The following is a 25967-nucleotide window of genomic DNA, read 5'->3' as shown; positions in this document are numbered from 1 at the left end:
TCCATTTATTTTGCGATATCTTTTACAATTTCTTTTACGTATGAAAGGAAATCTGCTTTTACTTTTTCAGTTGTTTCCATAACTTCATCATGTGTTAACGGCTGATCTAAAATACCAGCTGCCATATTAGAAATACATGAAATACCAAGAACCTTCATTCCGCTGTGGCGGGCAACGATTACCTCCGGCACAGTCGACATTCCCACGGCATCACCGCCCATTCCGCGAATCATCCGAATTTCTGCCGGTGTTTCATATACAGGTCCGGGATTTCCGAAATAGACGCCTTCTTTGACATTAATGTTTAAACGGGCTGCAATCTCTCTCGCAGCGGCCCGTAAATCTTTGGTGTACGCCTCAGACATATCAGGGAAGCGGACACCGTGACGAGAATCATTTGGACCAATTAACGGATTCGTTCCCATATTATTAATATGGTCGGTAATTAGCATTAAATCACCTAGTTCAAAGCTTTCATTTACGCCGCCTGCTGCATTGGTAACAATCAGCATACCAACGCCCAGCTCTTTCATGACACGAACCGGGAAAGTCACCTTATCCATACTATATCCTTCATAGAAATGGAAACGGCCTTGCATGGCAACAACCTCTACCCCATTTAGTATTCCAAATACGAGCTGTCCGGCATGACCTTCAACTGTTGATACTGGGAAATCTGGTATCTCGTTGTATGGTATTTTAACAGGATTCTCAATTTCATCCGCTAAAACGCCAAGACCAGATCCTAAGATTAAGCCAATTTTTGGCGTATTAGCATACTTGGCTTTTAAAAAACCAGCAGCATTTTGGATTTTCTCTGTGTTCATCGCGTTATTCCCCCTTTAGTTCTTTTAAAAAGCTTTTACCGTAGTTCGGCATTTTCACATTAAAGTTTTCCGCGACGGTTGCCCCAAGGTCGGCAAAGGTTTCGCGTAAAGGAAGCTCTTTTCCTTCCGCCATACTCTTAGAGTAAACAAGCAATGGTACATATTCACGTGTATGGTCCGTGCCAGGCGCAACTGGATCATTTCCGTGGTCTCCGGTAATCATTAATAGGTCGTCTTCTTTCATTTTGGCAAACACTTCAGGCAGACGGGCATCATATTCTTCCAGCGCATGTCCATATCCTTCAGGGTCACGGCGATGGCCATATAACGCATCAAAATCAACAAGGTTGACAAAGCTGATCCCTGTAAAATCCATATCAAAGGTCTCAACAAGCTTATCCATTCCATCCATATTAGAAACCGTGCGTAAAGACTTAGTGACACCTTCGCCATCATAAATATCAGAAATTTTTCCAATAGCAATGACATCGAATCCTGAATCTTTTAATTCACTCATTACTGTTCGGTCAAACGGTTTTAAAGCGTAATCGTGACGGTTTGGTGTCCGTTTAAAGTTCCCTGGTTCTCCCAAGAATGGCCGAGCAATGATACGGCCAACCATGTACTTTTCATCGAGCGTTAATTCACGAGCAATTTTACAAATATTATAAAGCTCATCAAGTGGAACAATTTCTTCATGGGCAGCGATTTGAAGTACGGAGTCAGCTGACGTATAGACAATCAACGCGCCTGTTTTCATATGCTCTTCTCCAAGCTCAACAAGGATTTCTGTTCCGCTTGCAGGTTTATTGCCAATAATTTTTCGACCGGTGCGCTTTTCTAATTCAGAAAGCAGCTCTTCCGGAAAACCATCTGGGAATACGCGGAAAGGCGTTTGAATATTTAAGCCCATGATTTCCCAGTGCCCAGTCATCGTATCTTTCCCGTTAGAAGCCTCCATCATTTTTGTATAAAAAGCTAACGGCTTTGCTGCTTTTTCAATCCCCTTGATTTCACGGATATTGCTTAAGCCAAGCTTGCCCATATTTGGCATGTTAAGACCGTTCATTCTTTCGGCAATATGTCCAAAGGTATCCGCACCCTTGTCGCCAAACTTTTCTGCATCAGGTGCCTCCCCGATACCGACTGAATCCATTACGATGATAAAAATACGTTTATATGTACTTGCAGCCATCAATTCTTCCTCCTTTGTTAATAGAAAACGTTTGCAAATAAGACCACCATACCAATGTGCTGAGCAGGAAAATTCTCAAAGTACAAACCTTCTTACATTTTTAAAAAACAATGCGCAACGATATGTTGCCCTGTTGAAATGAGATTAACCAAAAAAAGTGAATTTATTTGTCAGAAGTCTGACATCTCTATTTTACTAAATCTCTGCAAAATTACAAGAAAAAAGCCGCCAAAATTTTCAGCTGCTTTTTAACATTTTTGTGAATGACCCCAAAAACTAGCATTCTCTTAAGCTCGCGGATGAAATTTACGATAAACATCCTTTAATCTGGTTTTTGTCACATTAGTATATATTTGTGTTGTTGAGATATCTGCGTGACCTAACATTTCTTGAACAGCTCTTAGATCCGCGCCATTTTCTAATAAATGTGTGGCAAAGGAATGCCGAAGGGTATGGGGTGTAAGCTCTTTTCCAATTCCAGCTTCGTTTGTTATCTTTTTTAAAATTTTCCAAAATCCTTGCCGGGTTAGTCGCCTTCCTTGGTGGTTTAGAAACAAAGCGTTATCGTGATGCTGTTTCGCAACAAAATGCGGCCTTCCACTTTCAAGAAATTGCTTGATGGCATCGGATGCTGTTTGTCCCAATGGAATGATGCGCTCTTTGCTTCCATTGCTGATACAACGGACAAAACCCATGGTGAGGTGGACATGTTCAATATCAAGGCCAATTAATTCGCTAACACGCATTCCTGTCGCATAAAGGAGTTCAAGCATTGCCTTATCCCTAAGGCCGTAATGGTCATTTTGCTTTGGCGCATCCAAAAGCTTCTCCACTTCCTGTAAACTCAATACTTTTGGAATCGACCTTTCATGTTTTGGCGGTTCGATAAGGACGGACGGGTCTTGCTCTGCTGCTTTATCCCGTAATAAAAATTGATGAAACGCCCGAATAGAGGCAACGTGTCTCGCTATTGTTTTTGAGGATTTCCCCTGTTCTCTTAAGAAGCTTAAAAACTGAACAATATGAACACGCTGTATATTATTTACATTCAGGATGGACTCCCTATTTTTTAAAAAATGAAGATAGTTTTTTAGATCCCGCTCGTAGGATGTAATTGTATTGTTAGCTAAACCTTTTTCAGCTAGCAGGTATTGCAAAAAATTCCTTAATTGATCTTCCATCGCATTTACTCCCCATTTAAATAAAACAACATCAGCCGATCCAACAAGGAAGAACTTTTTTCATTTACTGCATTCGAGACCTTTACCGCAGATCCTTCCGGTTCATCATAGCGATGATAATTTTGATATTCTTCAGATACCCACATGATACCATAATAAAAGAGAATCGTGCATCCAGTGAATATTATAAAAACCTTTAAGGTTTTTAGTGTAGCTTTGATAAAAGAAATCATCATACTTCCCCCATATATTCGTTTATCTATTTAAAGGTATGCCAAAATGTACAAGTTTTATACCTTTTCATAGGGAAAAGAGGGAATTTACTTGTAAAATAAAAAGCCCTTTATCATTAAAAGGACTTGGTATTCGTTATTCGGTTTTTTCTTCCTCATTATCTTTATCCTGACAACGGTAACAAATCCCATGAAAGGTTAGGCGATGATCTTTTATTTTAAAATTCCATCTTCGTTCAACGACTTCTTCCACATCTTCAAGTAAATCTTCTTGAATTTCATCAACGGCACCACATTCAATGCAAACAAGATGATGATGGAAGTGGGCGGCGCCTTCCTGGCGAAGATCGTAACGGGAAACCCCATCACCAAAATTAATTTTATCGACAATTTTTAATTCTGTTAGTAATTCCAGTGTCCGATAAACAGTTGCTAAACCAATTTCTGGCGATTTTTCTTTTACAAGGAGGTACACATCTTCCGCACTTAAATGATCCTCTTCATTTTCTAGCAACACTCGAACGGTTGCTTCACGCTGAGGTGTTAGTTTATAACTTGCTGAATGCAGCTGTTTCTTAATTCTTTCAATTCTAGTTTCCATCCTGAGGTCCCTCCCTCGCCACTGTTAATTCTCATTATAACAGATGAGAAAAGAGATTCAAAATAAAATTATTACAAAAAAGAGTTTATAATATATATTATTTAATAATCACTTTAAACTTGCTGTACTAATGATCGTTTTCATTAACCATGGTGATAGATAAGCTTCAATCCCAGATGCTGCCGAAATAAAAACCACTGCTACAAACAAAGCGAGAATATAACCTTTGAAGAACGGCAGGATGGGCTGTGCATATTTTTTCATAAATTGCTGTTTAATCATTCTCATAGAGAAGATGACTGAGAATGCTGCCATTAGAATAAACACGGGAATGATAATTAAATTTTGCGGCAGGATCGAGACAAATGCTAGCATAAAGCCATTCCAGCCCATTTGGCTTACTAGAAAACCTACCGTAAACCCGACTACCATTCCTTTAATAAACAGAAGAATGAGAATCACAGGCAGCCCGATTATGGAGACTCCCAACACCCAGATAAGCCCAATAAATTTACTATTATGGAGAAAGCTTTGTAAAAACAAGTCATTGTCTTCTGTTACTTTCCCATCAGAAACTTGGCCAAAGAATTGCGATAAATAATAGAATAAATCTTCCTTTTGGGTAATGCTCATGCTATTTACTACAATAGCCCCAAAGATGACTCCCATTAAAAATAAAACAACAATAAACAAAAAAATTGAGGAATGCTCACGGAAATAACTAGCGGCATTGGACTGGTACAAGCGTTTTTTCATCTGCGTATCCTCCTATTATTCCAAATCAGTTATTACATTCTATGCCAGTCTAGTTATTCTATGACCATATTTTAATAGATTTCATTTAAAAACCCGATAGCCAAATGCTATCGGAAATATCATTTTTTAATCGGTGATTTTCCCATATTTCCCGCCGCCGCCGGCTGCTAGGTTTACTTTTCCTTCTCTAGCTTTCATAATAAGGTCAGCAATTTTATCGGGAACAACTTCTTTTAATGCTGCAAATGGCACTTCATGAAGAATCGCCATTTCACTGCCAAAATGATTGACCAGTTTCTCCAGCAATTTCGGTCCCAAGCCCGGGATAAACTCGAGCGGCACTTGGTGAACATAGGGAGGGCGCCCTTCTGGACTTGAGTCTGCCGTCTTCAGTTCAAGAATTCGGTCGGCTACCCCTTTAATAATTTTTTTATTTCCACAAAGAGTACATATTTGATCGTCATTAGTTGCAGGATTTAGACATTCCGCACAAACGGTTTTGTGATATTTGCCAAGGTATGGATCAAGTCCATAATTGGCAACAATTTTCCGTCCATCTTCACCTTTTAATGCTTTTTGTAATTCAAGGAATGTTGGTTCCCGCATCGCAATCACCTGATATTCACGGGCTATTTTCGCAAGCGAATGGGCATCCGAATTGGTTACAAAGGAATAATCGTGTAATTCTTTAATCTGGTCTGCCATTTCGGTATTTGAGCTTAATCCAAGTTCAATCCCATCGATCAAATCAGGGTCCAACACTTCTGTCAGCGACCGGTTGACCCCTTTGCCATATAAACTTTTAAATGGCGTGAAGACATGGGCAGGAATGAAGATGCCGCCAAGTTCTTTTACTTTATTTTGTAAAATAAGCCCTGTCACATAAATCCTTTGTGAACTCAATTGAATATTTTTCAAATGACCTGAAAGCCAGGAGGAAAATTCCCTCATAACGGTAAGATTCGGAAAATAACAAAGCAGATGTATCGGACCGTTACACCCTTCATCATATATCTCTAGTTCTGAACCAGGGATGACCGTTAAATCACCAAATACTAAACCGCCATCAGGGTGTTCGACGATTTCTCCGCTATCAATCAGGCTTTCCATTTCAAGGATGACTTCTGGTGAATGGCTGTCGATAATCCCTACCATATTAAGCCCTTTTTCATGGCGGGCATGTTCAATGATATTCGTAAACGTCAATGACTTGGCCCCAGTGATTTTTACCGGCTTGCCTGTCCAGGTTCGGCCAATGTGAATATGTAAATCTACATAGTAACGATTCATTTGTTTTTCAACGCCTCTTGTAATTGTAAGTATTGAACAGCAAAAATGGTTTTCGCATCATAGATCTTTTGTTCCTTTACATATTGTTCCGCCTCATCAAGTGTTAATTCCTCAAGATTGACAAACTCATCTTCGTCAAGAGCGGCAGCATTTTCTTTTTTTGTAAGTCCTGTTGCTAAATAGACATGGACGATTTCATCGGCAAATCCCGGTGAAGTATAAAAGGAAGTTAATAATTCAAGACTTTCACATTCATAACCCGTTTCTTCCTCTAATTCGCGGCGAGCGCAAAGGGCCGGTTCTTCGCCTTTTTCAAGTTTTCCTGCCGGGATTTCCACAATCGTTCTTTCCAGCGCTTTACGATATTGTTCAACCATTAAAACTTTGTTGTCAGCTGTAACAGCCAAAATAGCGACAGCCCCCGGATGTTTAATGATTTCACGTTTCCCCTGTTTACCATTTGGCAGTTCAACATCCTGTAAATGAAGACTGATAATTTTTCCTGAAAAAATTTCTTCACTTCGGATCGTTTTTTCCTCAAGTTTGGTCATAATGATCTCTCCTGTTCTTTCCATTTAGATCTTGTCATACATTTTATCATACTTTATTTGGAGGGGTAGCGGATGAAGGTGTATGTGCATGAGAAAGGAATTATCCTTGTTGGCAAAGGTTGGGAGATGCTGCAAAAGCTTAAGGAATATAACAAAGACTATGTTTTCGTCACCGATTGGGTTCAAAATGTTACGGAAAAATAATGCCTGACATTTGTAGTCTGCCCCTTACTTTCGTAAAATTATAGAAAAAGGACGGGGTGATTTTTTGAAGAAGAGAAGGTTGGGGAATTCAGATTTGTATGTAAGCGAGTTAGGACTTGGCTGTATGTCTATTGGTACGGAAGAGAAATCGGCACAGCGAATCATCGAGGCAGCTCTTGAGGAAGGCATCAATTATTTTGATACAGCCGATTTATATGATTTTGGTGATAATGAAAAAATTGTTGGCCAGGCGTTAAAGGATGTCCGGGAGCAGGTCATTATTGCAACAAAGGTCGGGAATCGCTGGAACGAGGATCGGAGCGGCTGGGCATGGGACCCTTCCAAGGCATACATAAAGGAAGCTGTGAAAAACAGCTTAAATCGGCTTGGGACTGACTACATTGACCTTTATCAATTACACGGGGGCACAATTGAAGATCCGATTGATGAAACAATTGAAGCATTTGAAGAATTGAAAGCGGAAGGATTTATTCGTTATTATGGGATTTCATCGATTCGCCCTAATGTGATAAGGGAATATGTTGAGAAATCTGGCATTGTGTCTGTGATGATGCAATACAGTATTTTAGACCGACGTCCAGAAGAAGCAGTGCTGCCGATGCTTCAGGAATATGGTATTAGCGTTGTCACACGCGGTCCGCTTGCCAAGGGACTATTAAGTGATAAACTGTTAGAAAAGGCTTCTGAAAAGGGCTACCTAGATTATAATTATGAGGAGCTGCGAACCGTTTTGCCTATGTTAAAAGAAAAAGCAGCGAGAACTCGTTCATTTACAGAAGTTGCCCTTCAATATAATTTGGCCAATCCTGTGGTGGCTTCGGTTATAGCCGGCGCAAGCAGTCCAGAACAAATTAGGAGTAATGCAGAGGCGGTTCGAAGCCAGCCTCTATCGGATGAAGAGGTTGCTGTGATTAAAGAGTTAACGAAGGCAAGTATTTATAAAGAGCATCGTTAAAAAGGAGGGCAAATAGCTCTCCTTTTCTATTTAAATTCTTTCCAATTCATCCCGCTCTCGTTTAAAAGCTCCTCAAATGATTTGTTCTTTTCCTTTAATCGGCGTTCTTCCCGTTTTCGCTGCTCTTCCGCTTCTTTTCTTCTCTCTTCCTCAGCCTTAAGCTGGTCTTGCTGCTCTTTTAATTGCTTTATTAAGATTGGATCAATCAAATCTTTAAGCGTTACCGCCGATTCTTCTTTTTTTGGTTTAGATTGATTTTGTTGTCTCTTTTGTTTTTTTATTCTAAACGCCTCCATAATAGAAATTTCGTTCTATTATACCATTTTACTTAGTCATCCTAATATTAAAAGGCTGTGTTAAAAGAGAATGTTGATTTCCGTTCCAGGCGCGAGCGGTTCGCGGGGCGGGCGGTGAGCCTCCTCGGCGCTAAAGCGCCTGCGGGGTCTCACCTGTCCCGCTGCTCCCGCAGGAGTCTCGCGCCTTCCACTCCAACCAACATTGTGTCCAAAATCAACAATGTGCCTTAACACAGCCTATTAAAAAAGGCAGACTGTCTTATTAGTGCAGCCTGCCTTAACTATTAGAAAGCTTCTAATTTAACCTTTTCGTCCACTTCCAATGCGGCTTCTGTCGATTTAACAACATCTTCAACTGTATAGCCACTGGCCACTTCGACAAGCCTTAGTCCGGAATCGGTAACATCCATGACCGCGCGCTCAGTGATAATCCGGTTGACTACCCCTTTTCCCGTTAACGGCAGGGTGCATTGTTTTAAGATTTTCGATTCACCTTTTTTATTTACATGCTCCATTATGACAATGATTTTCTGGGCTCCGTGGACAAGGTCCATAGCACCGCCCATCCCTTTTATCATCTTACCGGGAATCATCCAGTTTGCCAGGTCGCCAGTTTCGGATACCTCCATGCCGCCAAGAATCGCTAGATTGACATGTCCGCCGCGAATCATTGCAAACGATTCAGCGCTATCAAAATAAGCTGCCCCGCTAATTGCCGTCACTGTCTCTTTCCCGGCATTAATTAAATCGGGATCAACCTCATCCATCTGAGGATACGGACCAATACCGAGGAGACCATTTTCTGATTGCAGGACAACCTGCTTATTTTCAGTTATATAATTGGCAACGAGGGTTGGCATCCCGATGCCTAGGTTTACATAATAGCCGTTTTCTATCTCTTTCTCTGCTCTAATTGCAATTCTTTCTCTGACTGAAGCCTTATCATTTGCCATTAATTTTTCTCCTTTCCCCCACTCTATTTTTTTACTGTTAATCTTTCAATTCGTTTTTCCTGTTTTCCTTCGATAATTGTCTGAACATAAATACTTGGCGTGTGAATAAAATTCGCATCCAGTTCGCCAACTTCATATAGCGTTTCCACTTCGGCAACCGTCACTTTTCCGGCTGCCGCAATCATCGGATTGAAATTCCGTGCTGTTTTGTGATAAACGAGATTTCCCATTTTGTCGCCTTTCCATGCCCTCACCAAACTAAAGTCGGCCGTTAAGGCTTCTTCCAAAAGGTATTCCCGTCCGTTAAAAATTTTTGTTTCTTTTCCTTCGGCAATCGGTGTTCCTACTCCTGCCGGTGTATAAAATGCTGGGATCCCGGCCCCGCCTGCCCGAATTTTTTCAGCCAGTGTGCCTTGCGGCGTCAATTCTACTTCGAGTTCCCCCGTTAATACCTGTCTCTCAAACTCTTTATTTTCACCCACATAGGAGCCAATCATTTTTTTGATTTGTTTATTGTTTAATAGAAGCCCAAGACCCCATTCGTCAATCCCGCAGTTATTAGAAATAACTGTTAAATCCTTCACGCCTTTTTCTGCTAAGGCTAGTATTAGGTTTTCAGGAATACCGCACAACCCGAATCCGCCAACCATTAATGTAGCCCCATCCTGAATATCAGCAACCGCATCCTGGAAGGATGTACAAATTTTCTTCATTTTGCTTTCTCCCCCTCAAATTAAAGGTATTACGCTAGTTCAACAATCGTTGCTACCCCTTGGCCCCCGCCAATACAAAGTGTTGCCAGGCCAACGTTCGCTTTTCTTCGGTTCATTTCATGAATTAACGTGACAAGTATTCTCGCGCCGCTGGCTCCGATTGGATGGCCGAGTGCAATCGCGCCGCCATTCACGTTTAGGATGTCTTTATTAAAATGGAGCTCACGGTCAACCGCCAGCGATTGTGCCGCAAAAGCTTCGTTCGCCTCGATTAATTGCAAATCCTCGATTGAAAGGGATGCCTTTTCCAATGCTTTTCTCACAGCCGGCACCGGCCCGATGCCCATGATACTTGGATCTACACCCGCACTTGCATTTGCTTTGATCGTTACTAACGGCTTTAGACCTAATTCTTCCGCCTTTTTCTTACTCATTACCACAAGAGCAGCTGCCCCATCGTTAATTCCAGAGGCACTACCTGCCGTCACACTGCCATCCTTTTTAAAAGCTGGTCGCAATCCGGCCAATTTTTCCGCCGTTGTTCCTTTTTTCGGGTATTCGTCGGTTGCAAAAACGATTGGCTCCCCTCTGCGCTGTGGAATCACAACCGGAACAATCTCATCTTTAAATTTACCTTCCTCGATTGCTTTGACGGCCTTTTCCTGACTCCATGCTGAAAATTCGTCCTGCTCTTCCCTCGTAATTGAATATTTATCTGCTAGGTTTTCAGCGGTAATCCCCATGTGATAATCATTAAACACACATGTGAGTCCGTCTGAAGTTAGCGTGTCGACTAATTTTTGATCGCCCATTTTAAAGCCGTCACGGGCATTTTTTAGCAGATACGGTGCCTGGCTCATATTTTCCATCCCGCCAGCGACGACAATATCGGCGTCTCCTGCCAAAATTGCTTGTGTTGCAAGGTGCACAGCCTTTAATCCCGAACCGCAAACTTTATTAATCGTCATCGAGGAAACGCTTTCAGGAATCCCCGCTTTCATTGCGGCCTGCCTTGCCGGGTTCTGGCCCAGCCCTGCTTGAAGAACATTCCCCATGATGACTTCATCAACTTGATCCGGCCTTACTCCAGCCTGTTCTAATGCCCCTTTAATCACTGTTCCGCCTAATTCAGGTGCAGATACATTTTTTAAACTGCCGTTAAAATTCCCAAGTGCAGTTCGAACGGCACTGACTATCACTACTTCTGTTTGGCTCATTACGTTCTCCCCTTCATCCGTCTTTACCTTTACTACTTCTAGTAAAAACACAGAAATCCTCTTATTTTGTCAAAATTTCTATAATTCTTGATTTTTTAAAATTAATACCACTACAATGAAAGTATGAACATTGGAGGGGGAAAATGATGTTTACTTTACCTAAAAAAGTAACGATTATCGAGGTCGGTCCGCGTGACGGACTGCAAAATGAGAAGTTATTCGTACCGACTGAGATAAAAAAACAATTTATCGCTGGGTTAAGAAATGCGGGACTTCAGGAAATGGAGCTGACTTCATTCGTGTCACCGAAATGGGTGCCGCAAATGGGGGATGCTGCGGAAATTGTGGCCGATTGCCTTGATCAAAATTCACGTGACATTGTCTTAGCTCCAAATCGCAAAGGGATTGAGAGGGTCTATTCCACCGATTGCCGGGCTGTTGCCGTATTTGTAGGTGTCAGCAACAGCTTTAATTTGAAAAATATCAACAAAACAACGCAGGACAGTCTGGAAGAATTGAAGCCCATTATCCATGAACTGAAAGAAAAGAATTATTTTGTCCGCGCCTGTATTTCGACAGCGTTTTATTGCCCTTATGAGGGGAAAATCAATGAAAGCCATACAGTAAAGCTTTGCCGTGAATTTGTCGAAGCGGGTGTTGATGAATTAAGCGTGGCCGATACGATTGGGATGGCGGCGCCGAATGAATCGTATTCCTTATTTTCCAAATTAAAAGCGGAATTCCCAGCAACCCTTTTAACCGCCCATTTTCATGATACCCGTAAGCTTGCCCTTGCGAATATCCTGGCTTCTTTGCAGGCGGGAGTCGACAGGCTTGATACATCTGCCGGCGGGCTTGGCGGCTGTCCATTCGCGCCTGGGGCCAGTGGAAATGCTGCGACAGAGGATGTTGTTTACATGCTTGAGCGGATGGGTATCAATACATCTGTTGATCTTAATAAGTTAATGGATGCCGTTGAAATCGTGCGCCCTCATCTTTCAAGGCCAATTGAAACCGGCTATTATCAACTTCATGGTCAAACGGTTTAGATTTATTTTTTCTTGAATAATCAATCTTCTAGTAATCCATCTTATTAAATGAGACCAGCTTGAAGGGAGACTAAGATGATGAGCCAGAAACGTGATAAAGGATCCAGTCAACAAGGAAAAAACTATGCAGACACAGCAGGCGGTGGAAAGCGGATGATTGCCGCTGAAGAACTCGAAAAGGCACTCCACCCAACGAAACGACAGAATTCAGAGCAGTAAATTTTTCCTCAAAACTAGGGAAGCCGCTCATTGATGCCAGCGGCTTTTTTCATGCTAACACATGGGCGGATCGAACTTGTTTTTCATATCCTATATAATTATTACCTCGGGAGGTGTCCTTTAATTGAAGAAGGCATTTCGAGCCCTGTTTATTTTGTTATTCTTTTGGTTTTTGCTTGCAGTGTACTTTACAAACCGTGTTATGTATATGAAAAAGAAGGATGAGGAATTTATTTTAAGGCGGGAAAAGGAAGCTGGCAGGTATAATCCCGATGAGTTTGAATCCCTTCTAAAGCGAGAGGTTGATATCCCTTCCCCATTTGGTTATACAATTAAAGCGGTTCTTGTGGAACCGCACGATTCCAACCGCTATATCATAATTTCACATGGTGTGACGGAAACGAAAATTAATTCAATTAAATATGCGAACCTGTTCTTAGAGCGCGGATTTAATGCCCTGATCTATGATCATCGACGTCACGGGGAATCCGGCGGAAAAACGACCAGCTTCGGTCACTATGAAAAATTCGATTTAAAAACGGTTGTTGACTGGCTTAAAAAAGAGAAAGGACCTGAACTTGAACTGGGGATACATGGCGAATCGATGGGGGCGGCTACGATGCTGTTATATGCTGGGCTGCTTGAAGACGGGGCAGACTTTTATATTGCGGATTGCCCATTCTCTGATTTTAAGGAACAGCTTGCTTATTTAATTAAAAAAGACTTCAAGCTCATCCCCGGTCTTTTACTTCCGATTGGCGATGCTCTCTTGCGCTTACGCGATAAATATTCGATTCGAAATGTCTCACCGATTTCGGTTATTGAAAATATCAAACATCCGGTTCTGTTTATTCACAGCCAAAAGGATGATTTTATTCTCCCCTCCATGACAAAAGACTTATTTGAGCACAAAAAAGGCCCTAAAATGCTCTATCTTGCAGCTAACGGGCGGCATGCCCAGTCTTTTAACGAAAACAAGGGGGATTATGAACGGGTTATTGATGAATTTTTGCAGAAATATGTTGATCATGCTTTACCTAGTTAAAAGACAGACTGTCCGATTGAGGTCAGTCTGTTTTTTCTTTTATTATTAAGCTCATGTGTCCATTTAAGATTTGCTGCGGACTTTTTAATTGAAAGCAATTTGTTGTTTGCGAAAAATCAATTTTCATTTGCTCATCGAAAAAAACCATTTTTGATTTTTCAAGATAAACCGTTTTGTCATTTGTTTCAATCGCGATTTCATCATCTTCTACTTCCGGAACAAACCACAAAGCCACTACCCCGTTTACAGCACAGCCACAGCCGTCCGTATCATATTTTAACTTTAAATAACCTTCCCGGCCATCCGTTCTTTCGTTGATTTTCTTTACCGCTTCCACTGTTATGTTAATTTCCACGTTTAAAGCCCCCTCATTCGGAATATGATGATTGTATCACAGATTTTTGGAGCAGCTTCTTTTTTTGCTTGCAGTCTTTTGTTTGCATTTTCCTCTTATACCAGTTAATCTCAAAGATAATACGAATAATTTTAAAAGGGGGGCTCTTTATGTCAAAAGTTCAAATCAAAGTAAATGATAACGGTTCATTAAGAATTTCAGGTGATGTGGAGCTGCTAGATGGCGAGGGTAATGTCTATACAACAAAGCCATCCTTTTCCCTGTGCCGCTGTGGACGGTCTAATAATAAACCGTTTTGCGACGGCTCGCATAAAGGGAATTTTGAATCTCAAGTTCGGGTTCCTAAAGAAGAATAGGGTAAATGTGAGCGGCTTTCCGATTTGGGGCCGCTCTTTTTACACATCTGTCAGCCGGATGTCGGCAATCGCATTAATCGGAATTCGGTGCACTTCTTCAAAGCGATCAACGACATGAAGCCTTTGTGACAGTTCATCCCAGTAATGAATTTTTCCAATCACGATTTCATAATTCCGGTTTCGGTAATGGGTAATCGTGACGAACTGATCAAATTCAATCGCTTCAGATAAGGTTTCGTTCATGAGCTCTAACTGCTGTTCATCCATTTCCTTTTTCTGTTCGTAGCCGTCTTCTTTTACCCAATCCCTGAGCAATTTCACATGCTCAGGAAGCATCATTGACGTCCATTTGATTCTGCCGCGGTCGCGAATCATACGCCTCTACCTCCTTCTGTCCAGCTCCAGCGCCTAGGGGCAAGGCGCTTCCGCTTTTCTTGCTACCTTTTATGTCCGCCAACGAGTGTTGCCCGGTGCTTAGCCGTTCCTGCAGCCGTATAAGATACAGCGCGCAGCAGGGAACCTGAGCCGAAGCGCCTGCGGACAGAATCAACCACATAGCCAAGCTCCCTCCTCTTATAGGCACCCATATCAAACAGATCGAGCTGAAGCTCGTGGTCGTCGACAATATTACTGATGGCAATCGAAATCTGCCGGACTGTCTTTCCAGTATAATGCTCATGAAACAATTCAAGGCAGACGCGGTAAAGCTCCATCGTCACATTTGTCGGCTGCTGGATTGATCTGGAGCGATGAAAACCGCCGCCAAATTCATCTTGGCTGTAGCCGACCCCGAGACTAATCGTTCTCCCAGCCTTTCGATGTGTCCGTGCTCTTCGGGCGACCTCTTCACACATTTCTAAAATAACTGCCTTAATTTCTTCTTCCTTTTTATAATCCCTTAACAGAATTTGGCTTTTTCCAAAGCTGATTTGCCCTTGGATGATTGGTGCCCCCAAATCGGAGAGGTCCACGCCCCAGGCATGATGATAAAGCTGGTTTCCCATGATGCCGAATTTTTTCTCCAGCTTTTCTAAATCATAGCGGGCCAGCTGGCCAACCGTAAAAATGCCCATCCCGTTTAATGTTTTTTCGACACGCCTGCCGATTCCCCACATTTCCCGGAGCGGTGATACGCTCCAAAGCTTCGTCTGAACATCTGCATACGTCCATTCCTCCACTCCTTTTTTCTTGGCATCGAGGTCAAGGCAAAGCTTTGCAAGTAACATATTAGGGCCAATTCCAACTGCACACGGAAGCTGAAATTCCCGCTCAATATCATCCTTTATTTTTCGAGCAATCGTATGAGCATCCCCCCACAAATCAATTGCACCATCCACTTTAATGAAGCTTTCGTCAACGCTATAGACATGAATAGCTTCTTTTGGCACATAGCGGTTAAATACACGAGAAATTTCGGTTGCAATCCGCAAATACGTTGCCATTTTCGGCTCGACAACTTGAATTCGTGGATCATTGGGAATCTCAAACAGCCGTGAGCCGGTTTTGATGCCAAATTCTTTTTTTAGCCGCGGTGAAGCGGCAAGCACGATGCTTCCCTGCCTCTCCTTGTTACCAGCAACTGCTAAATAGCAATTCAAAGGGTCGAGACCTTCCATGACAGCGGAACAGCTTGCATAGAAGCTCTTCATGTCCACACATAAAATTTTGTTTTTTGGTAACAGATTGTAATCAACCATGACTTTTCACCCTCAAGGCTTAAATATCGAACATTCGTTCCTTATCATTATATACATATCTTAAGCGAATATTCGTTCGTATTCAATGGAAATTTTTTGATGGGTTTTCAATCATAAAAAAAGATATAATGATCGGAGAGGTGCATATGATGGAGAAAAAACTTGTGATCAAAATGATTAGGAATTGTCTTAAACAGTACTACGAAGCGGATTCAATGCCGATTGGTGATAAAGATTTAGATGAGCTGACACAGCGGATTTTTCAAATAAAAGAAGACGAACCTACCGCGGATTTATTTGATATTGTAAACGATACGGTGTATGAGTTTTTAGCGAATTGACCTGATCGAGACGGGGGCAGGCACCAAATTTCCATACAAAAAGCTGCCGTGCCAAGGCAGCTTTTCATTTATTTAGAATTAAGCATTCGTTTCCCTATCCGCTCAAACAGCCGTGGAAACAGAACGTAAACAACGCTCCCCATGTTCATCCAGCGCGGCAAATTGATTTCCCGCGTTTTCGTCAGCATTCTGTCTGTGACCTTACGTGCGACGTATTCAGGCTGGAGCATGTACCGCTGTACATTTTTTACATAAGTGCCTTGTTCATCGGCAATGGTAAAAAAATTGGTGGCAATTGGCCCAGGATTCACGGATGTCACTTGCACATTGAAATCAGCAAGCTCCATCCGCAGTGAATTCGTATAGCCAAGTACGGCATGCTTCGTGGCGGAATAAACACTCGATTTCGGCGTAGCAATTTTCCCTGCCTGGGAAGCAATATTAATAATATGACCAAAGCGCCGTGCGCGCATCTTAGGCAAAACTAAACTTGTGCATGCCATCAATCCAACCACATTCACTTCAAACATCCCTTTGATTTCGTCGATTGAAGCTTCATGGGCTTCACGAAATACCCCAAAGCCGGCATTATTCACCAGGATATCAATGTCCCCGATTGTATCAAAAATCCGCTGAAAAACTGCCTCAACCTGATTCGTATCTGACACATCGAGCTGAAAAACATCCACATTGACCCGATACTTTTGCTGCAAGACGGACTGAAGCTGCTTCAGCTTGTCGATGCTCCGTGCCAGCAAAACAAGATTAGCTCCACGTGCCGCACAAAGCTTGGCAATTTCCGCACCAATTCCACCGGATGCACCGGTAATTACAATATTCTTCGCTTTTAAACGGTCCTTAACCATATGAACACCCCATCCAAGCCGGCCCCGTTCTCCTTAATGCTTAGCATAATAAAGCACGGGTTGACTATGCTTACTACTAATTTCCCCGATAGAAGCTAAATAGTCAAGCTGCGCCACTGTTTCTGATATCGTTAATAACGGTTCTCGTTGATAGACAGACGGAAATAGGCGTTTGCAAATCTCAAAAACGGTAAGTGGCTCTTCTTTCAGCCAATTTTTGACCTTCATTGCCCGTTCATGCTGGTGCAAAAGCCTTTGTTCTATCAGCTCTTTTAACTGAAAAACCTCCTTGCCATGTCCTGTATAGACGAACTGAATAGGGTACGACAACAGCTTCTTCATCGAATCATTATGCTGCAGCTGCGGCTTCGGTCTTTCTTGTTCACCAGGTACCGGCGGCTCGAGTAATGGATTGGGTGAAATATGGGCTAAGATTAAGTCTCCGCCAATCAATATTCCATCTTCCTCCCGGAAAAGCGCAATTTGACTTTGAGCGTGACCGGGTGTTTCAAGTACCTGCCACTCACTTAACCTAGGTGGGTTCATCCCCTCAACAAGATGTCCTGTCAACGATCGGTTACAGGAATACTTCAGCGTGTTTCGTAACTTAGAAAGAAACGGGAAATATTCCGCAGGCAGGCCAAACTCCTGAAAACGCTCTTTGAAAAAAGCTTCTTGTTCTTCGAAGAAGGCTTCCGTGGGATGGATCCATCGTTCATTCAGTGGATGCCCATAAACCTCCAATGAGTCTGGGAAAAAATCGAGCATCCCGGCATGGTCAGGGTGATGGTGAGTAAGGACCACTTGCTCGATATCGTTAGGGCTTAAATCCAATTCAGCCAGCTGCTCGGTAAGTGAGTTCCAGGACTCTTCCGTTTTCACGCCAGCATCAACAAGCGTTAACCGCTCTCCTTTAATTAAATAGGCATTTACATCCCCAACAGGAAAAGGTGTCGGTAAGGTTATTTTAGCTATTCCGTCTTTCCATTCTGCCATTCAAAAAACTCCTAACATTATTGTTGTATATAGAAATCCTATGAACAATTTTTGACAGTAACTATATAAATTAAAGTGTAGCGATTTTTTCACCAATTGTCATTATTCCTGCATAACTTTTTAGAAAAAATAAAAAATTCATACTATTTACCACTTGACAGACAAGCTGTTTTTCAAGCATAATCACAATTAAAATTTAATTCGTTAAAGCGATGAATAAGACTAGTAAATGAGAAATGGCGAAAGAGAGTGAAGTTCAGGCGGCTGAAAGACTTCACCGCCCTCTTAATCATTGAACCTACCTTAGGAGCAGTTAGGAAAACCTAACGTAATCCCACGTTATCGGGAGTCGAGTGAACCCAGATTATTTTTTAATAATCAGGGTAAATGAAGGTGGTACCGCGGAAGTTAGACCTTTCGTCCTTTTTGGATGAAGGGTCTTTTTGTATTTATAAAGAAAAGCTCAGGCCTCAAGACACTGAAAAGAAAAAAGGAGGATTTTTCATGAAAAAGATTGCGATTGTTGGTGCGGGTTCGATGGCAGAAGCGTTCATTTCAGGGATTCTAGAAAATGGTCTAATCAATCGAAACAATATTTGGGTAACCAATCATTCAAATGAAAAAAGGTTAGCGGGTCTTAAAGAACGGTATGGCGTTCGCAGCACCTACGATTTAAATACCCTATTTGAAGGTGCAGATATTGTTATGTTAGCAATGAAGCCAAAGGACGCAGACTCAGCCATCGAAATGATTCGCGAGCACCTGACCGAGCAAATGCTAGTCGTTTCCGTATTAGCAGGTGTTTCCATAAATACCATCGAAACATTAGCAAGAAAATCACTTTCGATCGCAAGGGCGATGCCTAATACTTCTGCTGCGGTCGGAAAATCGGCGACTGCCATTGCCGTAAATAGCCGTATCACCAATCATCAGTTAGAAACAACGAAGCAGCTCTTTGGAACCGTAGGATTAGCAAGGTTTGTAGAGGAAGAACAGCTAGATGCTGTAACAGGACTATCCGGGAGCGGACCTGCCTATATTTATTATCTCATCGAGGCAATGGAAAATAGCGCAGCCGAGATTGGTTTAGAAAAGGAAATGGCGAAGGAACTCATTGTACAGACACTGATTGGAGCAGCAGAAATGGTGAGAAACTCCCCGAAATCATCTGAGCAATTACGTCTAGATGTAACAAGTCCAGGCGGAACCACTGAAGCCGGCATTCGAGTGCTGGAGGAACACAGGGTGAAGCAAGCATTCATTTCTTGTATTCAAGCAGCCACGGCCCAATCGAAAAAGATGGGAAGCACCTTAGAAGCGCTGCTCAAGGTTGGAAAGTCCTCTTAAAAAGTGGTATGTTTGCCTCTCTTTACCTTAAACTAAACATAAGCTATTTAATTACAGGTAAAAAGGGCTGAGAAAATGGAAATCATTCTAATTGTTTTATTCACATTGGGCATTCTTGTATGGCTCGTTTTTCTTTTCGATGCGCTAATTGGGTTACGGCATTTAGATGCTCTTGAAAAAGAGCCAGAACTCGAAACAGGGCCGTTATTATCGGTAATCGTGGCAGCGCGAAATGAAGAAAACCAAATTGGTGCAAGTGTCCATAGTCAGTTGAAGCAAACCTATCGACATATCGAATGGATCCTCGTCAATGACCGTTCCACCGATGACACCGGGAAATTAATGGACGAATTGCAAGGAGAAGACCAACGGGTAAAAGTACTTCATATCAATGAATTACCTGAAGGCTGGCTAGGTAAGAATCACGCCTTGTATAAAGGAACACTTCAAGCTTCAGGCAAATGGCTATTATTTACGGATGCGGATGTGAGATTCGAAGAAGAAGCATTTGCGAAGGCGCTGCATTACTTTGAAAGATACGAGCTAGACCTTTTAACCGCAGCCCCCAATTTAAGCGCGAACCGTTTTTGGCTGAAATCGTTTGTTGCCTTTTTTCTTTTTGGATTTTCCTATTTTAAGCGTCCATGGATGGCAAACAATCCAAATTCGAAGATTGGAACTGGAATTGGCGCATTCAATCTTGTTTCCAAGGAGGCTTATGAATCCTTTGGCACGCATGAAAAAATAAAAATGAGACCGGATGATGACCTGCAGCTGGGAATGAAAATGAAAAAGGCAGGCTGCCGTCAACGAATTGTTACAGCGCTCCAATTAATTGAGGTTGAATGGTACGGTAGTTTGAAACAGGCATTTGTTGGCCTTGAAAAAAATACATTCGCTGGATTAAACTATCGAATTAGTATGGTATTCTTTTCGATTTTCGGAGTGTTTATCACCAATGTCCTCCCGTTTCTGACCATTTTTTCCACAAACAAAACGATTGTCCTTTTAAGCATAGGGAATATTGTGGCGAGCGGAATTCTTTACGTTGTCATCATTAAAAGAATGACGCTTTTCTCCCCTGCCTTGTTTCTTGTTTTACCGATTACAGCATTACTATTTATCTATTCGATTATCCGGGCAAGCTACCTTACGTTTAAACGTGGCGGGATTGTTTGGCGAGGAACAACCTACCGTTTAAGTGAGTTAAGGGAAAAAGAATAAAAAGCAGGAACACTGATTATTTTTTTACCATTTGTTATACTATAGCTGGTTAATTAATGACAGGAGGTTTATCAAATGGCCGCAAAATTATTTTCACCCTATACGATAAAAGGCTTGACGTTAAAAAACAGAATTGTCATGTCGCCGATGTGCATGTATTCCAGCCATAACGAAGACGGGCATGTACAAAACTGGCACCACACCCACTACACATCGAGAGCAGTCGGTCAAGTTGGTCTCATTATTGTCGAAGCAACAGCGGTAACACCCCAAGGCAGGATTTCACCTCAGGATTTAGGCATCTGGAGTGATGACCATGTTGAAGGCTTTCAGGAGCTCGTTGGACTAATGAAAGAACATGGTGCTAAAACGGGGATTCAACTCGCCCACGCAGGCCGGAAAGCTGTATTAGAAGGCGAAATTATCGCCCCTTCTGCAATCGCCTTTAATGAAAAAATGAAAACGCCTAAGGAAATGACAACGGCAGATATCGCCGAAACGGTTGAAGCTTTTAAAAAAGGAGCTGACCGGGCCGCAAAAGCTGGTTTTGATGTGATTGAGATTCATGGTGCCCACGGGTATTTAATTAACGAATTCCTCTCACCTCTTTCCAATAAAAGAAACGATGAATACGGCGGGTCCGCTGAAAACCGTTATCGTTTACTTCGCGAAGTGATTGATGCTGTCAAAACAGTTTGGAATGGGCCATTATTTGTTAGGGTTTCTGCTCATGATTATCATGAAGAGGGATTAACCGCAGAAGATTACATAACGTTTTCCCAATGGATGAAGGAGCAGGGTGTCGATTTAATTGATGTAAGCTCAGGGGCTGTTATCCCGGCACATATTCACGTCTATCCGGGTTATCAGGTTAAATATTCAGAGACGATTAAAAATGGGACTGACATTGCAACAGGTGCAGTAGGTTTGATTACTTCAGCGATACAGGCTGAGGAAATTGTGCAAAATGACAGAGCAGATTTAGTCTTTTTAGCCCGTGAATTACTGCGCGACCCGTACTGGCCGCGAACAGCAGCTAAAGATCTTGGTGTTACGATTGAAGCGCCAAAACAATACGAACGGGGCTGGATTTAATTAAATAAAATGATGACAAATAGATAAAAGCCACATTTTTGTGGCTTTTATCTATTAGAAAAGTTAATATTTAAAAGAAAAAAGAAGCCCTTTATTCATTAGACTTCTAATTGTTTACTAATTCTATTTATTTTTAAATCCTGTTTTGCTTGTTTTTCGCTGATAAAATCAATATCATACTTGAATGTTCTAAGTATTTCAGTTTGAACTTCAATCTTTTTATCTAGTCTGTCAATATCTTTCCTTACCTCTTTTTCTAATCGATCAAGATCACTCCTAACCTCTTTCAACTCTGAAAATATACCTTCCAGTAGCTCTCTATCTGTCATTGCCGCATCCACTCCTTTCTGAAATTATAACATATAAAAATTGTAAAAATTCCACACAATTGTTACCGAAATTTGACAACTAGAATTCCTATTTAAGTGGTATAGTTATTTCTTTAAAGTCCTCCGCTATCTCCGTGTTCGGAAATACTTCCTGCGCCTCAACGACCAATTCATGCCAAGCATTGCGGTCATAGCGCGAGCTTATATGGGTTAAGCATAACTTTTTACTCCCGGCACATTTTGCAATGTCTGCCGCCTGATGGGTTGTTGAATGGAAATAATCATGGGCAAGCTTTTCCTCCCCTTTTGAGAAGGTGGCTTCATGAATCAAAAGATCGGCACCTTGCGCCAACAATAACGCATTCTTGCAATACCGTGTATCCCCAAGAATCGCCACGACCCGCCCCTTTTGATCCGGTCCAACAAACTCACCTGGCTCAAGCACCCGGCCATCCTCAAGTGTAACCGTTTCGCCATTTTTTATGTTGCGAAATATTGGTCCTGGCTGAACTCCTGCCTCCTTCAGCTTATCAGCAAGTAATGTACCCGGTCTGTCCTTTTCGACTATCCGATAGCCATAAGAAGGAATTCCATGTTCAAGTAAGCGGGCTTCAACCGTAAACTGATCATCTTCAAAAATGACGCCCTCGTCAATTTCAATAACCGTCAACGGATATTTTAAATAAGTCTGGCTTAAGGAAAGACTAACATGAATATATTCTTTAATCCCTTTCGGACCATAAACCATTACCTCTGATTCTCCGCCTTGAAACGAACGGCTCGATAACAATCCAGGCAGTCCATAAATATGATCGCCGTGCAGGTGGGTTATAAAGATTTTTTCAATCCGCCGTGGTTTAATCGATGTATGTAATATTTGATGCTGGGTAGCTTCTCCGGCATCAAACAGCCAAACAGCCCCCCGCTCCTCAAGTAATTTAAGGGCAATTGACGTTACATTGCGCAGCTTTGCCGGCATGCCTGCACCCGTTCCTAAGAAAAATATCTCCACAATCAAAACTCCTCTCTCTCCCGTTCCTTTTTCCAATATGGTTAATATAGCACAAACTTCTTTCGATTTCTCTTCAGCCTTATTAATTTGTACATGCAAATCAATATTTTTGAGAAATCTAAAGAAAACCGTTAAATTAAAAGTAGGTTTAATAAATACATACACAAAAAATGCTGTTAAGAAAAGAGGTTTCAAACGTGGAGCAAAATATGACTTCATTAATTATGATTTTTGGGGCAACTGGTGATTTAGCAAAGCGCAAGCTGTTCCCTTCCCTTTATCGCTTATTTTCACGGAATAAATTAGATAAATTTGCCGTGATTGGTGTTGCAAGAAGGACCCTTTCTACTGATGAATTCCAACAATCTGTGAAAGACTCTGTTTTATCTGCCTTAGGGAATAAAGATAATCTTGATGAATTTGTCTCCCATTTTTACTATCAATCACATGATGTAGCGGATTCAAACTCTTACGTTTCATTAAAGAAATTTGCCGATGAAATTGATACGCATTATGACCTTGAAGGCAACCGGATCTTTTATCTGGCGATGGCACCAGAATTTTTCGGTCCAATTGCTCTTCATCTCAAATCAGATGGGCTGACAGATGTAAAAGGCTATAAACGTCTTGTTATTGAAAAGCCGTTCGGCCATGATTTACCATCTGCCAAAGAATTAAACAAGCAAATTAGAACGGCATTTTCCGAGGAAGAGGTTTATCGAATCGATCACTATTTAGGAAAAGAAATGGTTCGTAACATTGAGGTCATCCGTTTTGCCAATGCTATTTTTGAACCGCTCTGGAATAACCGTTATATCTCCAATATCCAAATTACATCAAGTGAAACACTGGGTGTTGAAGAACGTGGACGCTATTATGAAACGAGCGGAGCACTGCGTGATATGCTGCAAAACCATATGATGCAAATGGTCGCCCTGCTGGCAATGGAGCCGCCAATTAAACTGACAACAGACGAAATCCGTTCCGAAAAAGTAAAAGTGTTTAGGGCATTAAGAATGGTCGAGGGTGATGCGGTGAATGACTATTTTGTCCGCGGTCAGTATGGCGAGGGAACAATTGAAGATAAACAGGTGCCGAAATACCGTGATGAAACAATGGTGGACAAAGAATCGAATACCGAAACCTTCGTTGCCGGCAAAATCATGATTGATAATTTCCGCTGGGCCGGTGTTCCTTTTTATATCCGTACCGGAAAAAGAATGACCGCAAAATCGACGAAAATAGTGGTTCAATTTAAAGATATTCCGATGAATTTATATTATCAAACCGAAAAAATGCTAAACCCGAACCTGCTTGTGATCCATATTCAACCAGAGGAAGGGATTACCTTGCATCTTAATGCCAAAAAGGCGGGTGGTCACTTGGATGCACAAGAGGTGAAGCTAAGCTTCGCTAATACAGGCGTTCATGCGATGAACACCCCAGAAGGCTATGAAAAACTACTTTACGATTGCATGCGCGGTGATGCCACCAATTTCACTCATTGGGATGAAGTGGCCTATTCTTGGGCGTTTGTTGATAAAATCTCGGAGGTATGGGAAAAAACAAAAGCCGCCTTTCCAAATTACGAGGCAGGGTCAATGGGTCCGATAGAAGCTGATGAACTGTTAGAAAAAGACGGCAGCTTCTGGTGGCCAGTGACAAATTTAGAAGTAGATATTTGTAAATGATGCCCAAAAAGCTCCACTTTGTTTAGTCGCCAAAGTGGAGCTTTTTAGTCTTCTTCCTTTTTGTTATTAGGGAAACTGCGAAGAAAGTCCTTGTTAAAACTTGTCCCTGTACCTACATTATGTGAGGTGTCAACTTGGTGAGATCCTGCCTTCTCAATAATATTTTTCCCATACTTTTCTCGCAGATTCGAAAGGGTTTTAAACAGTGGTTCTTTTTTCGCATCCTTTTCATAGGAAAACAAATCTAATTGTTTGTAAGCATGATCATGGTCAACTAAATCATTCCCGGTAATCCCCAATAACCGAATTGCATCCCCATTCCAGGACTTTAGAAAAAGCTGTTTAGCAACCGCAGCAATATCTTCTTTGTGAAGAATAGGATTCGAAAGCTTCTTACTTCTCGTAATCGTCTTCCGATCTTTATACCGGATTGTAATGGCCAATGCAGATGCCAGGACATTCTTCCGCTTCAACCTCACTGAAACCGTTTCTGCCAATGAATCCAGTACCTGAAAAAGCTCTTGCTGATTGCTCACGTCCCTCGGCAGCGTCGTGGAGTTGCCAATACTCTTAAACTCCTCGATTGACTCCGGGTCAACTGGTCGAGAATCGATTCCATTTGCCCGCTCTTTTATTCGAATTCCGTTAATTCCAAGTAGCGTTTTAAGCTGAATTTCATTCCCTTTTGCTAAATCACCAATCGTTTGAATGCCAATCGTTGTCAGTTTTTCTGCAGTTTTTTTGCCAACCCCATGCATTTCGTTCGTGTTCAAAGGCCAAAGCACTTTTGGGATATCACGCTTACGAAGGACGGTAATCCCCATTGGCTTCTTCATATCAGAGGCCATTTTCGCTAAAAATTTATTTGGTGCGATGCCAATACTACATGGCAAATCGAGCTGTTCCATGATCCTTTTTTGGATACTTTGAGCGATTTCAATCGGACTGCCAAATTCGAAGCTTTCGGTTATATCCATATAGCCTTCATCAATTGAAACCGGCTCAACAAGGGTAGTGTATTGCCGTAAAATTTCAAACATGCCCATTGATGCGGCCCGGTACCGTTCAAAATTGGGCTTCCTGACAATTAACTGCGGGCAGAGCTTCTTCGCTTCCCATAGCGGCATTGTTGTTTTCACGCCAAATTTCCTCGCTTCATAGCTGCAGGTGACAATAATTCCTCTCCGCTCCTCTACGTTTCCCGCAATTGCTAGAGGTTTTCCCTTAAGTGTCGCGTCATAGGCCATTTCAACAGATGCATAAAAACTATTCATATCCACATGTAAAATCACTCGTCCGTTTTTCGGATACATTTCCTTCAAGCGAACACACATCCTTAAAACATTTATTCC

31 protein-coding genes and 1 other annotated feature are annotated in these 25967 nt (G+C 41.9%); of the genes, 11 read left to right on the top strand and 20 right to left on the bottom strand.

The features are described 5' to 3' along the window. Positions 1 to 5 precede the first annotated feature (5 nt). The 8 genes from ACIQCO_RS14055 to ACIQCO_RS14020 all read right to left on the bottom strand — a co-directional run bounded on the left by ACIQCO_RS14055 (position 6) and on the right by ACIQCO_RS14020 (position 6634). A complete protein-coding gene (locus ACIQCO_RS14055) occupies positions 6 to 827 on the bottom strand; it encodes a purine-nucleoside phosphorylase (protein ID WP_400429518.1) in 822 nt (273 codons plus the stop codon). Positions 828 to 831: 4 nt separating this feature from the next. After that, positions 832 to 2022, bottom strand: coding sequence for a phosphopentomutase (deoB, locus tag ACIQCO_RS14050; RefSeq protein ID WP_400429515.1), 1191 nt, complete (start codon positions 2020 to 2022; stop codon positions 832 to 834). A gap of 287 nt (positions 2023 to 2309) precedes the next feature. After that, positions 2310 to 3203: a site-specific tyrosine recombinase XerD gene (gene xerD / locus ACIQCO_RS14045; protein ID WP_400429512.1), complete on the bottom strand. Its 894-nt coding sequence runs from the start codon at positions 3201 to 3203 to the stop codon at positions 2310 to 2312. 5 nt (positions 3204 to 3208) lie between these two features. Beyond that, positions 3209 to 3436, bottom strand: coding sequence for a YqzK family protein (locus tag ACIQCO_RS14040; RefSeq protein ID WP_400429510.1), 228 nt, complete (start codon positions 3434 to 3436; stop codon positions 3209 to 3211). Between the two features lie 136 nt (positions 3437 to 3572). Continuing rightward, the gene (gene fur, locus ACIQCO_RS14035) at positions 3573 to 4037 is read right to left on the bottom strand and encodes a ferric iron uptake transcriptional regulator (RefSeq protein WP_400429507.1); all 465 of its coding nucleotides are present in this window, start codon (positions 4035 to 4037) and stop codon (positions 3573 to 3575) included. A gap of 108 nt (positions 4038 to 4145) precedes the next feature. After that, positions 4146 to 4793, bottom strand: coding sequence for a stage II sporulation protein M (gene spoIIM, locus ACIQCO_RS14030; RefSeq protein ID WP_400429504.1), 648 nt, complete (start codon positions 4791 to 4793; stop codon positions 4146 to 4148). Between the two features lie 126 nt (positions 4794 to 4919). Further along, positions 4920 to 6083: an endonuclease Q family protein gene (locus ACIQCO_RS14025; RefSeq protein ID WP_400429501.1), complete on the bottom strand. Its 1164-nt coding sequence runs from the start codon at positions 6081 to 6083 to the stop codon at positions 4920 to 4922. Continuing rightward, on the bottom strand, positions 6080 to 6634 hold the full coding sequence (locus ACIQCO_RS14020) for an NUDIX hydrolase (protein ID WP_400429498.1): 555 nt from the start codon (positions 6632 to 6634) through the stop codon (positions 6080 to 6082). Before ACIQCO_RS14020 ends, ACIQCO_RS14025 begins: the two co-directional genes overlap by 4 nt. A gap of 72 nt (positions 6635 to 6706) precedes the next feature. Between ACIQCO_RS14020 and mciZ the strand changes: the two genes are divergently transcribed. Continuing rightward, positions 6707 to 6838 (top strand): Z-ring formation inhibitor MciZ, encoded by a 132-nt coding sequence (gene mciZ, locus ACIQCO_RS14015; protein WP_400429497.1) that lies wholly within the window; start codon positions 6707 to 6709, stop codon positions 6836 to 6838. 64 nt (positions 6839 to 6902) lie between these two features. Next, entirely contained in the window at positions 6903 to 7814 is a 912-nt protein-coding gene (locus ACIQCO_RS14010) for an aldo/keto reductase (RefSeq protein WP_400429495.1), read from the top strand. 26 nt (positions 7815 to 7840) lie between these two features. Here ACIQCO_RS14010 and ACIQCO_RS14005 read toward each other — a convergent pair whose 3' ends face one another. The 4 genes from ACIQCO_RS14005 to ACIQCO_RS13990 all read right to left on the bottom strand — a co-directional run bounded on the left by ACIQCO_RS14005 (position 7841) and on the right by ACIQCO_RS13990 (position 10993). Further along, positions 7841 to 8110, bottom strand: coding sequence for a YqkE family protein (locus ACIQCO_RS14005; protein ID WP_400429492.1), 270 nt, complete (start codon positions 8108 to 8110; stop codon positions 7841 to 7843). Between the two features lie 284 nt (positions 8111 to 8394). Continuing rightward, on the bottom strand, positions 8395 to 9063 hold the full coding sequence (locus ACIQCO_RS14000) for a CoA transferase subunit B (protein WP_400429490.1): 669 nt from the start codon (positions 9061 to 9063) through the stop codon (positions 8395 to 8397). Positions 9064 to 9086: 23 nt separating this feature from the next. Next, positions 9087 to 9776, bottom strand: coding sequence for a CoA transferase subunit A (locus tag ACIQCO_RS13995; protein ID WP_400429487.1), 690 nt, complete (start codon positions 9774 to 9776; stop codon positions 9087 to 9089). A gap of 29 nt (positions 9777 to 9805) precedes the next feature. After that, a complete protein-coding gene (locus ACIQCO_RS13990; RefSeq protein ID WP_400429826.1) occupies positions 9806 to 10993 on the bottom strand; it encodes an acetyl-CoA C-acetyltransferase in 1188 nt (395 codons plus the stop codon). 143 nt (positions 10994 to 11136) lie between these two features. On the opposite strand from ACIQCO_RS13990, the gene ACIQCO_RS13985 reads away from it, so the two are divergent. The 3 genes from ACIQCO_RS13985 (at position 11137) to ACIQCO_RS13975 (ending at position 13306) form a co-directional block, all read left to right on the top strand. Further along, complete coding sequence (locus ACIQCO_RS13985) at positions 11137 to 12042, top strand: hydroxymethylglutaryl-CoA lyase (RefSeq protein ID WP_400429484.1); 906 nt, start codon at positions 11137 to 11139, stop codon at positions 12040 to 12042. Positions 12043 to 12120: 78 nt separating this feature from the next. Continuing rightward, a complete protein-coding gene (locus ACIQCO_RS13980) occupies positions 12121 to 12261 on the top strand; it encodes a hypothetical protein (protein ID WP_400429481.1) in 141 nt (46 codons plus the stop codon). A 124-nt stretch (positions 12262 to 12385) separates the two neighbouring features. Continuing rightward, the gene (locus ACIQCO_RS13975; protein WP_400429478.1) at positions 12386 to 13306 is read left to right on the top strand and encodes an alpha/beta hydrolase; all 921 of its coding nucleotides are present in this window, start codon (positions 12386 to 12388) and stop codon (positions 13304 to 13306) included. A 22-nt stretch (positions 13307 to 13328) separates the two neighbouring features. Here the strand turns inward: ACIQCO_RS13975 and ACIQCO_RS13970 are convergent, their stop codons facing one another. Further along, entirely contained in the window at positions 13329 to 13661 is a 333-nt protein-coding gene (locus ACIQCO_RS13970) for an iron-sulfur cluster biosynthesis family protein (protein ID WP_400429476.1), read from the bottom strand. 149 nt (positions 13662 to 13810) lie between these two features. Here ACIQCO_RS13970 and ACIQCO_RS13965 point away from each other — a divergent pair, with 149 nt between their 5' ends. Continuing rightward, on the top strand, positions 13811 to 14017 hold the full coding sequence (locus ACIQCO_RS13965; protein WP_400429475.1) for a CDGSH iron-sulfur domain-containing protein: 207 nt from the start codon (positions 13811 to 13813) through the stop codon (positions 14015 to 14017). Positions 14018 to 14056: 39 nt separating this feature from the next. Here the strand turns inward: ACIQCO_RS13965 and ACIQCO_RS13960 are convergent, their stop codons facing one another. Further along, a complete protein-coding gene (locus ACIQCO_RS13960; RefSeq protein ID WP_400429472.1) occupies positions 14057 to 14392 on the bottom strand; it encodes a YolD-like family protein in 336 nt (111 codons plus the stop codon). Between the two features lie 62 nt (positions 14393 to 14454). Next, entirely contained in the window at positions 14455 to 15714 is a 1260-nt protein-coding gene (locus ACIQCO_RS13955; protein ID WP_400429470.1) for a Y-family DNA polymerase, read from the bottom strand. Between the two features lie 149 nt (positions 15715 to 15863). On the opposite strand from ACIQCO_RS13955, the gene ACIQCO_RS13950 reads away from it, so the two are divergent. Continuing rightward, entirely contained in the window at positions 15864 to 16055 is a 192-nt protein-coding gene (locus ACIQCO_RS13950; RefSeq protein ID WP_400429468.1) for a YqzH family protein, read from the top strand. 68 nt (positions 16056 to 16123) lie between these two features. Here the strand turns inward: ACIQCO_RS13950 and ACIQCO_RS13945 are convergent, their stop codons facing one another. Together ACIQCO_RS13945 and ACIQCO_RS13940 are read right to left on the bottom strand one after the other, a co-directional pair. After that, positions 16124 to 16921: an SDR family NAD(P)-dependent oxidoreductase gene (locus ACIQCO_RS13945; RefSeq protein WP_400429466.1), complete on the bottom strand. Its 798-nt coding sequence runs from the start codon at positions 16919 to 16921 to the stop codon at positions 16124 to 16126. Positions 16922 to 16954: 33 nt separating this feature from the next. Further along, entirely contained in the window at positions 16955 to 17917 is a 963-nt protein-coding gene (locus ACIQCO_RS13940; RefSeq protein ID WP_400429463.1) for an MBL fold metallo-hydrolase, read from the bottom strand. A 203-nt stretch (positions 17918 to 18120) separates the two neighbouring features. Then, positions 18121 to 18345, top strand: a binding site (T-box leader). A gap of 76 nt (positions 18346 to 18421) precedes the next feature. On the opposite strand from ACIQCO_RS13940, the gene proC reads away from it, so the two are divergent. The 3 genes from proC (at position 18422) to namA (ending at position 21583) form a co-directional block, all read left to right on the top strand. Then, positions 18422 to 19264 carry a pyrroline-5-carboxylate reductase gene (proC, locus tag ACIQCO_RS13935; protein WP_400429461.1) on the top strand — a complete coding sequence of 281 codons (843 nt, stop codon included), beginning with the start codon at positions 18422 to 18424 and terminating at the stop codon, positions 19262 to 19264. A 75-nt stretch (positions 19265 to 19339) separates the two neighbouring features. Further along, positions 19340 to 20488: a glycosyltransferase family 2 protein gene (locus ACIQCO_RS13930; protein WP_400429459.1), complete on the top strand. Its 1149-nt coding sequence runs from the start codon at positions 19340 to 19342 to the stop codon at positions 20486 to 20488. Positions 20489 to 20563: 75 nt separating this feature from the next. After that, complete coding sequence (gene namA / locus ACIQCO_RS13925; RefSeq protein ID WP_400429457.1) at positions 20564 to 21583, top strand: NADPH dehydrogenase NamA; 1020 nt, start codon at positions 20564 to 20566, stop codon at positions 21581 to 21583. Positions 21584 to 21681: 98 nt separating this feature from the next. Here namA and ACIQCO_RS13920 read toward each other — a convergent pair whose 3' ends face one another. After that, positions 21682 to 21912, bottom strand: a complete 231-nt coding sequence (locus tag ACIQCO_RS13920; RefSeq protein WP_400429454.1) for a hypothetical protein — start codon at positions 21910 to 21912, stop codon at positions 21682 to 21684. Positions 21913 to 22000: 88 nt separating this feature from the next. Further along, a complete protein-coding gene (gene rnz / locus ACIQCO_RS13915) occupies positions 22001 to 22924 on the bottom strand; it encodes a ribonuclease Z (protein ID WP_400429825.1) in 924 nt (307 codons plus the stop codon). A gap of 209 nt (positions 22925 to 23133) precedes the next feature. Between rnz and zwf the strand changes: the two genes are divergently transcribed. Beyond that, positions 23134 to 24615 carry a glucose-6-phosphate dehydrogenase gene (gene zwf / locus ACIQCO_RS13910; protein ID WP_400429823.1) on the top strand — a complete coding sequence of 494 codons (1482 nt, stop codon included), beginning with the start codon at positions 23134 to 23136 and terminating at the stop codon, positions 24613 to 24615. A gap of 44 nt (positions 24616 to 24659) precedes the next feature. On the opposite strand, the gene ACIQCO_RS13905 is transcribed toward zwf, so the two are convergent. Continuing rightward, positions 24660 to 25937 (bottom strand): DNA polymerase IV, encoded by a 1278-nt coding sequence (locus ACIQCO_RS13905; RefSeq protein ID WP_400429451.1) that lies wholly within the window; start codon positions 25935 to 25937, stop codon positions 24660 to 24662. Between the last annotated feature and the right edge of the window lie 30 nt (positions 25938 to 25967).

The organism is Neobacillus sp. NPDC093127 (genome assembly GCF_044754175.1).
Taxonomy (GTDB): domain Bacteria; phylum Bacillota; class Bacilli; order Bacillales; family Cytobacillaceae; genus Neobacillus.
Note: the sequence above shows the minus strand (reverse complement) of the source record. Positions and strands in the feature narration are given on the sequence as shown.

Excerpts from the sequence above, each read along its gene's own strand:
- ACIQCO_RS13960 (WP_400429472.1), bottom strand. The coding sequence starts at position 14,392 with ATGATTCGCGACCGCGGCAGAATCAAATGGACGTCAATGATGCTTCCT.
- spoIIM (WP_400429504.1), bottom strand. The coding sequence starts at position 4,793 with ATGAAAAAACGCTTGTACCAGTCCAATGCCGCTAGTTATTTCCGTGAG.
- ACIQCO_RS13995 (WP_400429487.1), bottom strand. The coding sequence starts at position 9,776 with ATGAAGAAAATTTGTACATCCTTCCAGGATGCGGTTGCTGATATTCAG.
- ACIQCO_RS13985 (WP_400429484.1), top strand. The coding sequence starts at position 11,137 with ATGATGTTTACTTTACCTAAAAAAGTAACGATTATCGAGGTCGGTCCG.
- proC (WP_400429461.1), top strand. The coding sequence starts at position 18,422 with ATGAAAAAGATTGCGATTGTTGGTGCGGGTTCGATGGCAGAAGCGTTC.
- ACIQCO_RS14020 (WP_400429498.1), bottom strand. The coding sequence starts at position 6,634 with ATGACCAAACTTGAGGAAAAAACGATCCGAAGTGAAGAAATTTTTTCA.
- xerD (WP_400429512.1), bottom strand. The coding sequence starts at position 3,203 with ATGGAAGATCAATTAAGGAATTTTTTGCAATACCTGCTAGCTGAAAAA.
- ACIQCO_RS13980 (WP_400429481.1), top strand. The coding sequence starts at position 12,121 with ATGAGCCAGAAACGTGATAAAGGATCCAGTCAACAAGGAAAAAACTAT.
- ACIQCO_RS14025 (WP_400429501.1), bottom strand. The coding sequence starts at position 6,083 with ATGAATCGTTACTATGTAGATTTACATATTCACATTGGCCGAACCTGG.
- ACIQCO_RS14055 (WP_400429518.1), bottom strand. The coding sequence starts at position 827 with ATGAACACAGAGAAAATCCAAAATGCTGCTGGTTTTTTAAAAGCCAAG.
- ACIQCO_RS13940 (WP_400429463.1), bottom strand. The coding sequence starts at position 17,917 with ATGGCAGAATGGAAAGACGGAATAGCTAAAATAACCTTACCGACACCT.
- zwf (WP_400429823.1), top strand. The coding sequence starts at position 23,134 with ATGACTTCATTAATTATGATTTTTGGGGCAACTGGTGATTTAGCAAAG.
- ACIQCO_RS13930 (WP_400429459.1), top strand. The coding sequence starts at position 19,340 with ATGGAAATCATTCTAATTGTTTTATTCACATTGGGCATTCTTGTATGG.
- ACIQCO_RS14040 (WP_400429510.1), bottom strand. The coding sequence starts at position 3,436 with ATGATTTCTTTTATCAAAGCTACACTAAAAACCTTAAAGGTTTTTATA.
- ACIQCO_RS13945 (WP_400429466.1), bottom strand. The coding sequence starts at position 16,921 with ATGGTTAAGGACCGTTTAAAAGCGAAGAATATTGTAATTACCGGTGCA.
- fur (WP_400429507.1), bottom strand. The coding sequence starts at position 4,037 with ATGGAAACTAGAATTGAAAGAATTAAGAAACAGCTGCATTCAGCAAGT.
- ACIQCO_RS13990 (WP_400429826.1), bottom strand. The coding sequence starts at position 10,993 with ATGAGCCAAACAGAAGTAGTGATAGTCAGTGCCGTTCGAACTGCACTT.
- ACIQCO_RS14005 (WP_400429492.1), bottom strand. The coding sequence starts at position 8,110 with ATGGAGGCGTTTAGAATAAAAAAACAAAAGAGACAACAAAATCAATCT.
- mciZ (WP_400429497.1), top strand. The coding sequence starts at position 6,707 with ATGAAGGTGTATGTGCATGAGAAAGGAATTATCCTTGTTGGCAAAGGT.
- ACIQCO_RS13920 (WP_400429454.1), bottom strand. The coding sequence starts at position 21,912 with ATGACAGATAGAGAGCTACTGGAAGGTATATTTTCAGAGTTGAAAGAG.
- ACIQCO_RS13950 (WP_400429468.1), top strand. The coding sequence starts at position 15,864 with ATGGAGAAAAAACTTGTGATCAAAATGATTAGGAATTGTCTTAAACAG.
- deoB (WP_400429515.1), bottom strand. The coding sequence starts at position 2,022 with ATGGCTGCAAGTACATATAAACGTATTTTTATCATCGTAATGGATTCA.
- ACIQCO_RS14000 (WP_400429490.1), bottom strand. The coding sequence starts at position 9,063 with ATGGCAAATGATAAGGCTTCAGTCAGAGAAAGAATTGCAATTAGAGCA.
- namA (WP_400429457.1), top strand. The coding sequence starts at position 20,564 with ATGGCCGCAAAATTATTTTCACCCTATACGATAAAAGGCTTGACGTTA.
- ACIQCO_RS13965 (WP_400429475.1), top strand. The coding sequence starts at position 13,811 with ATGTCAAAAGTTCAAATCAAAGTAAATGATAACGGTTCATTAAGAATT.
- ACIQCO_RS13955 (WP_400429470.1), bottom strand. The coding sequence starts at position 15,714 with ATGGTTGATTACAATCTGTTACCAAAAAACAAAATTTTATGTGTGGAC.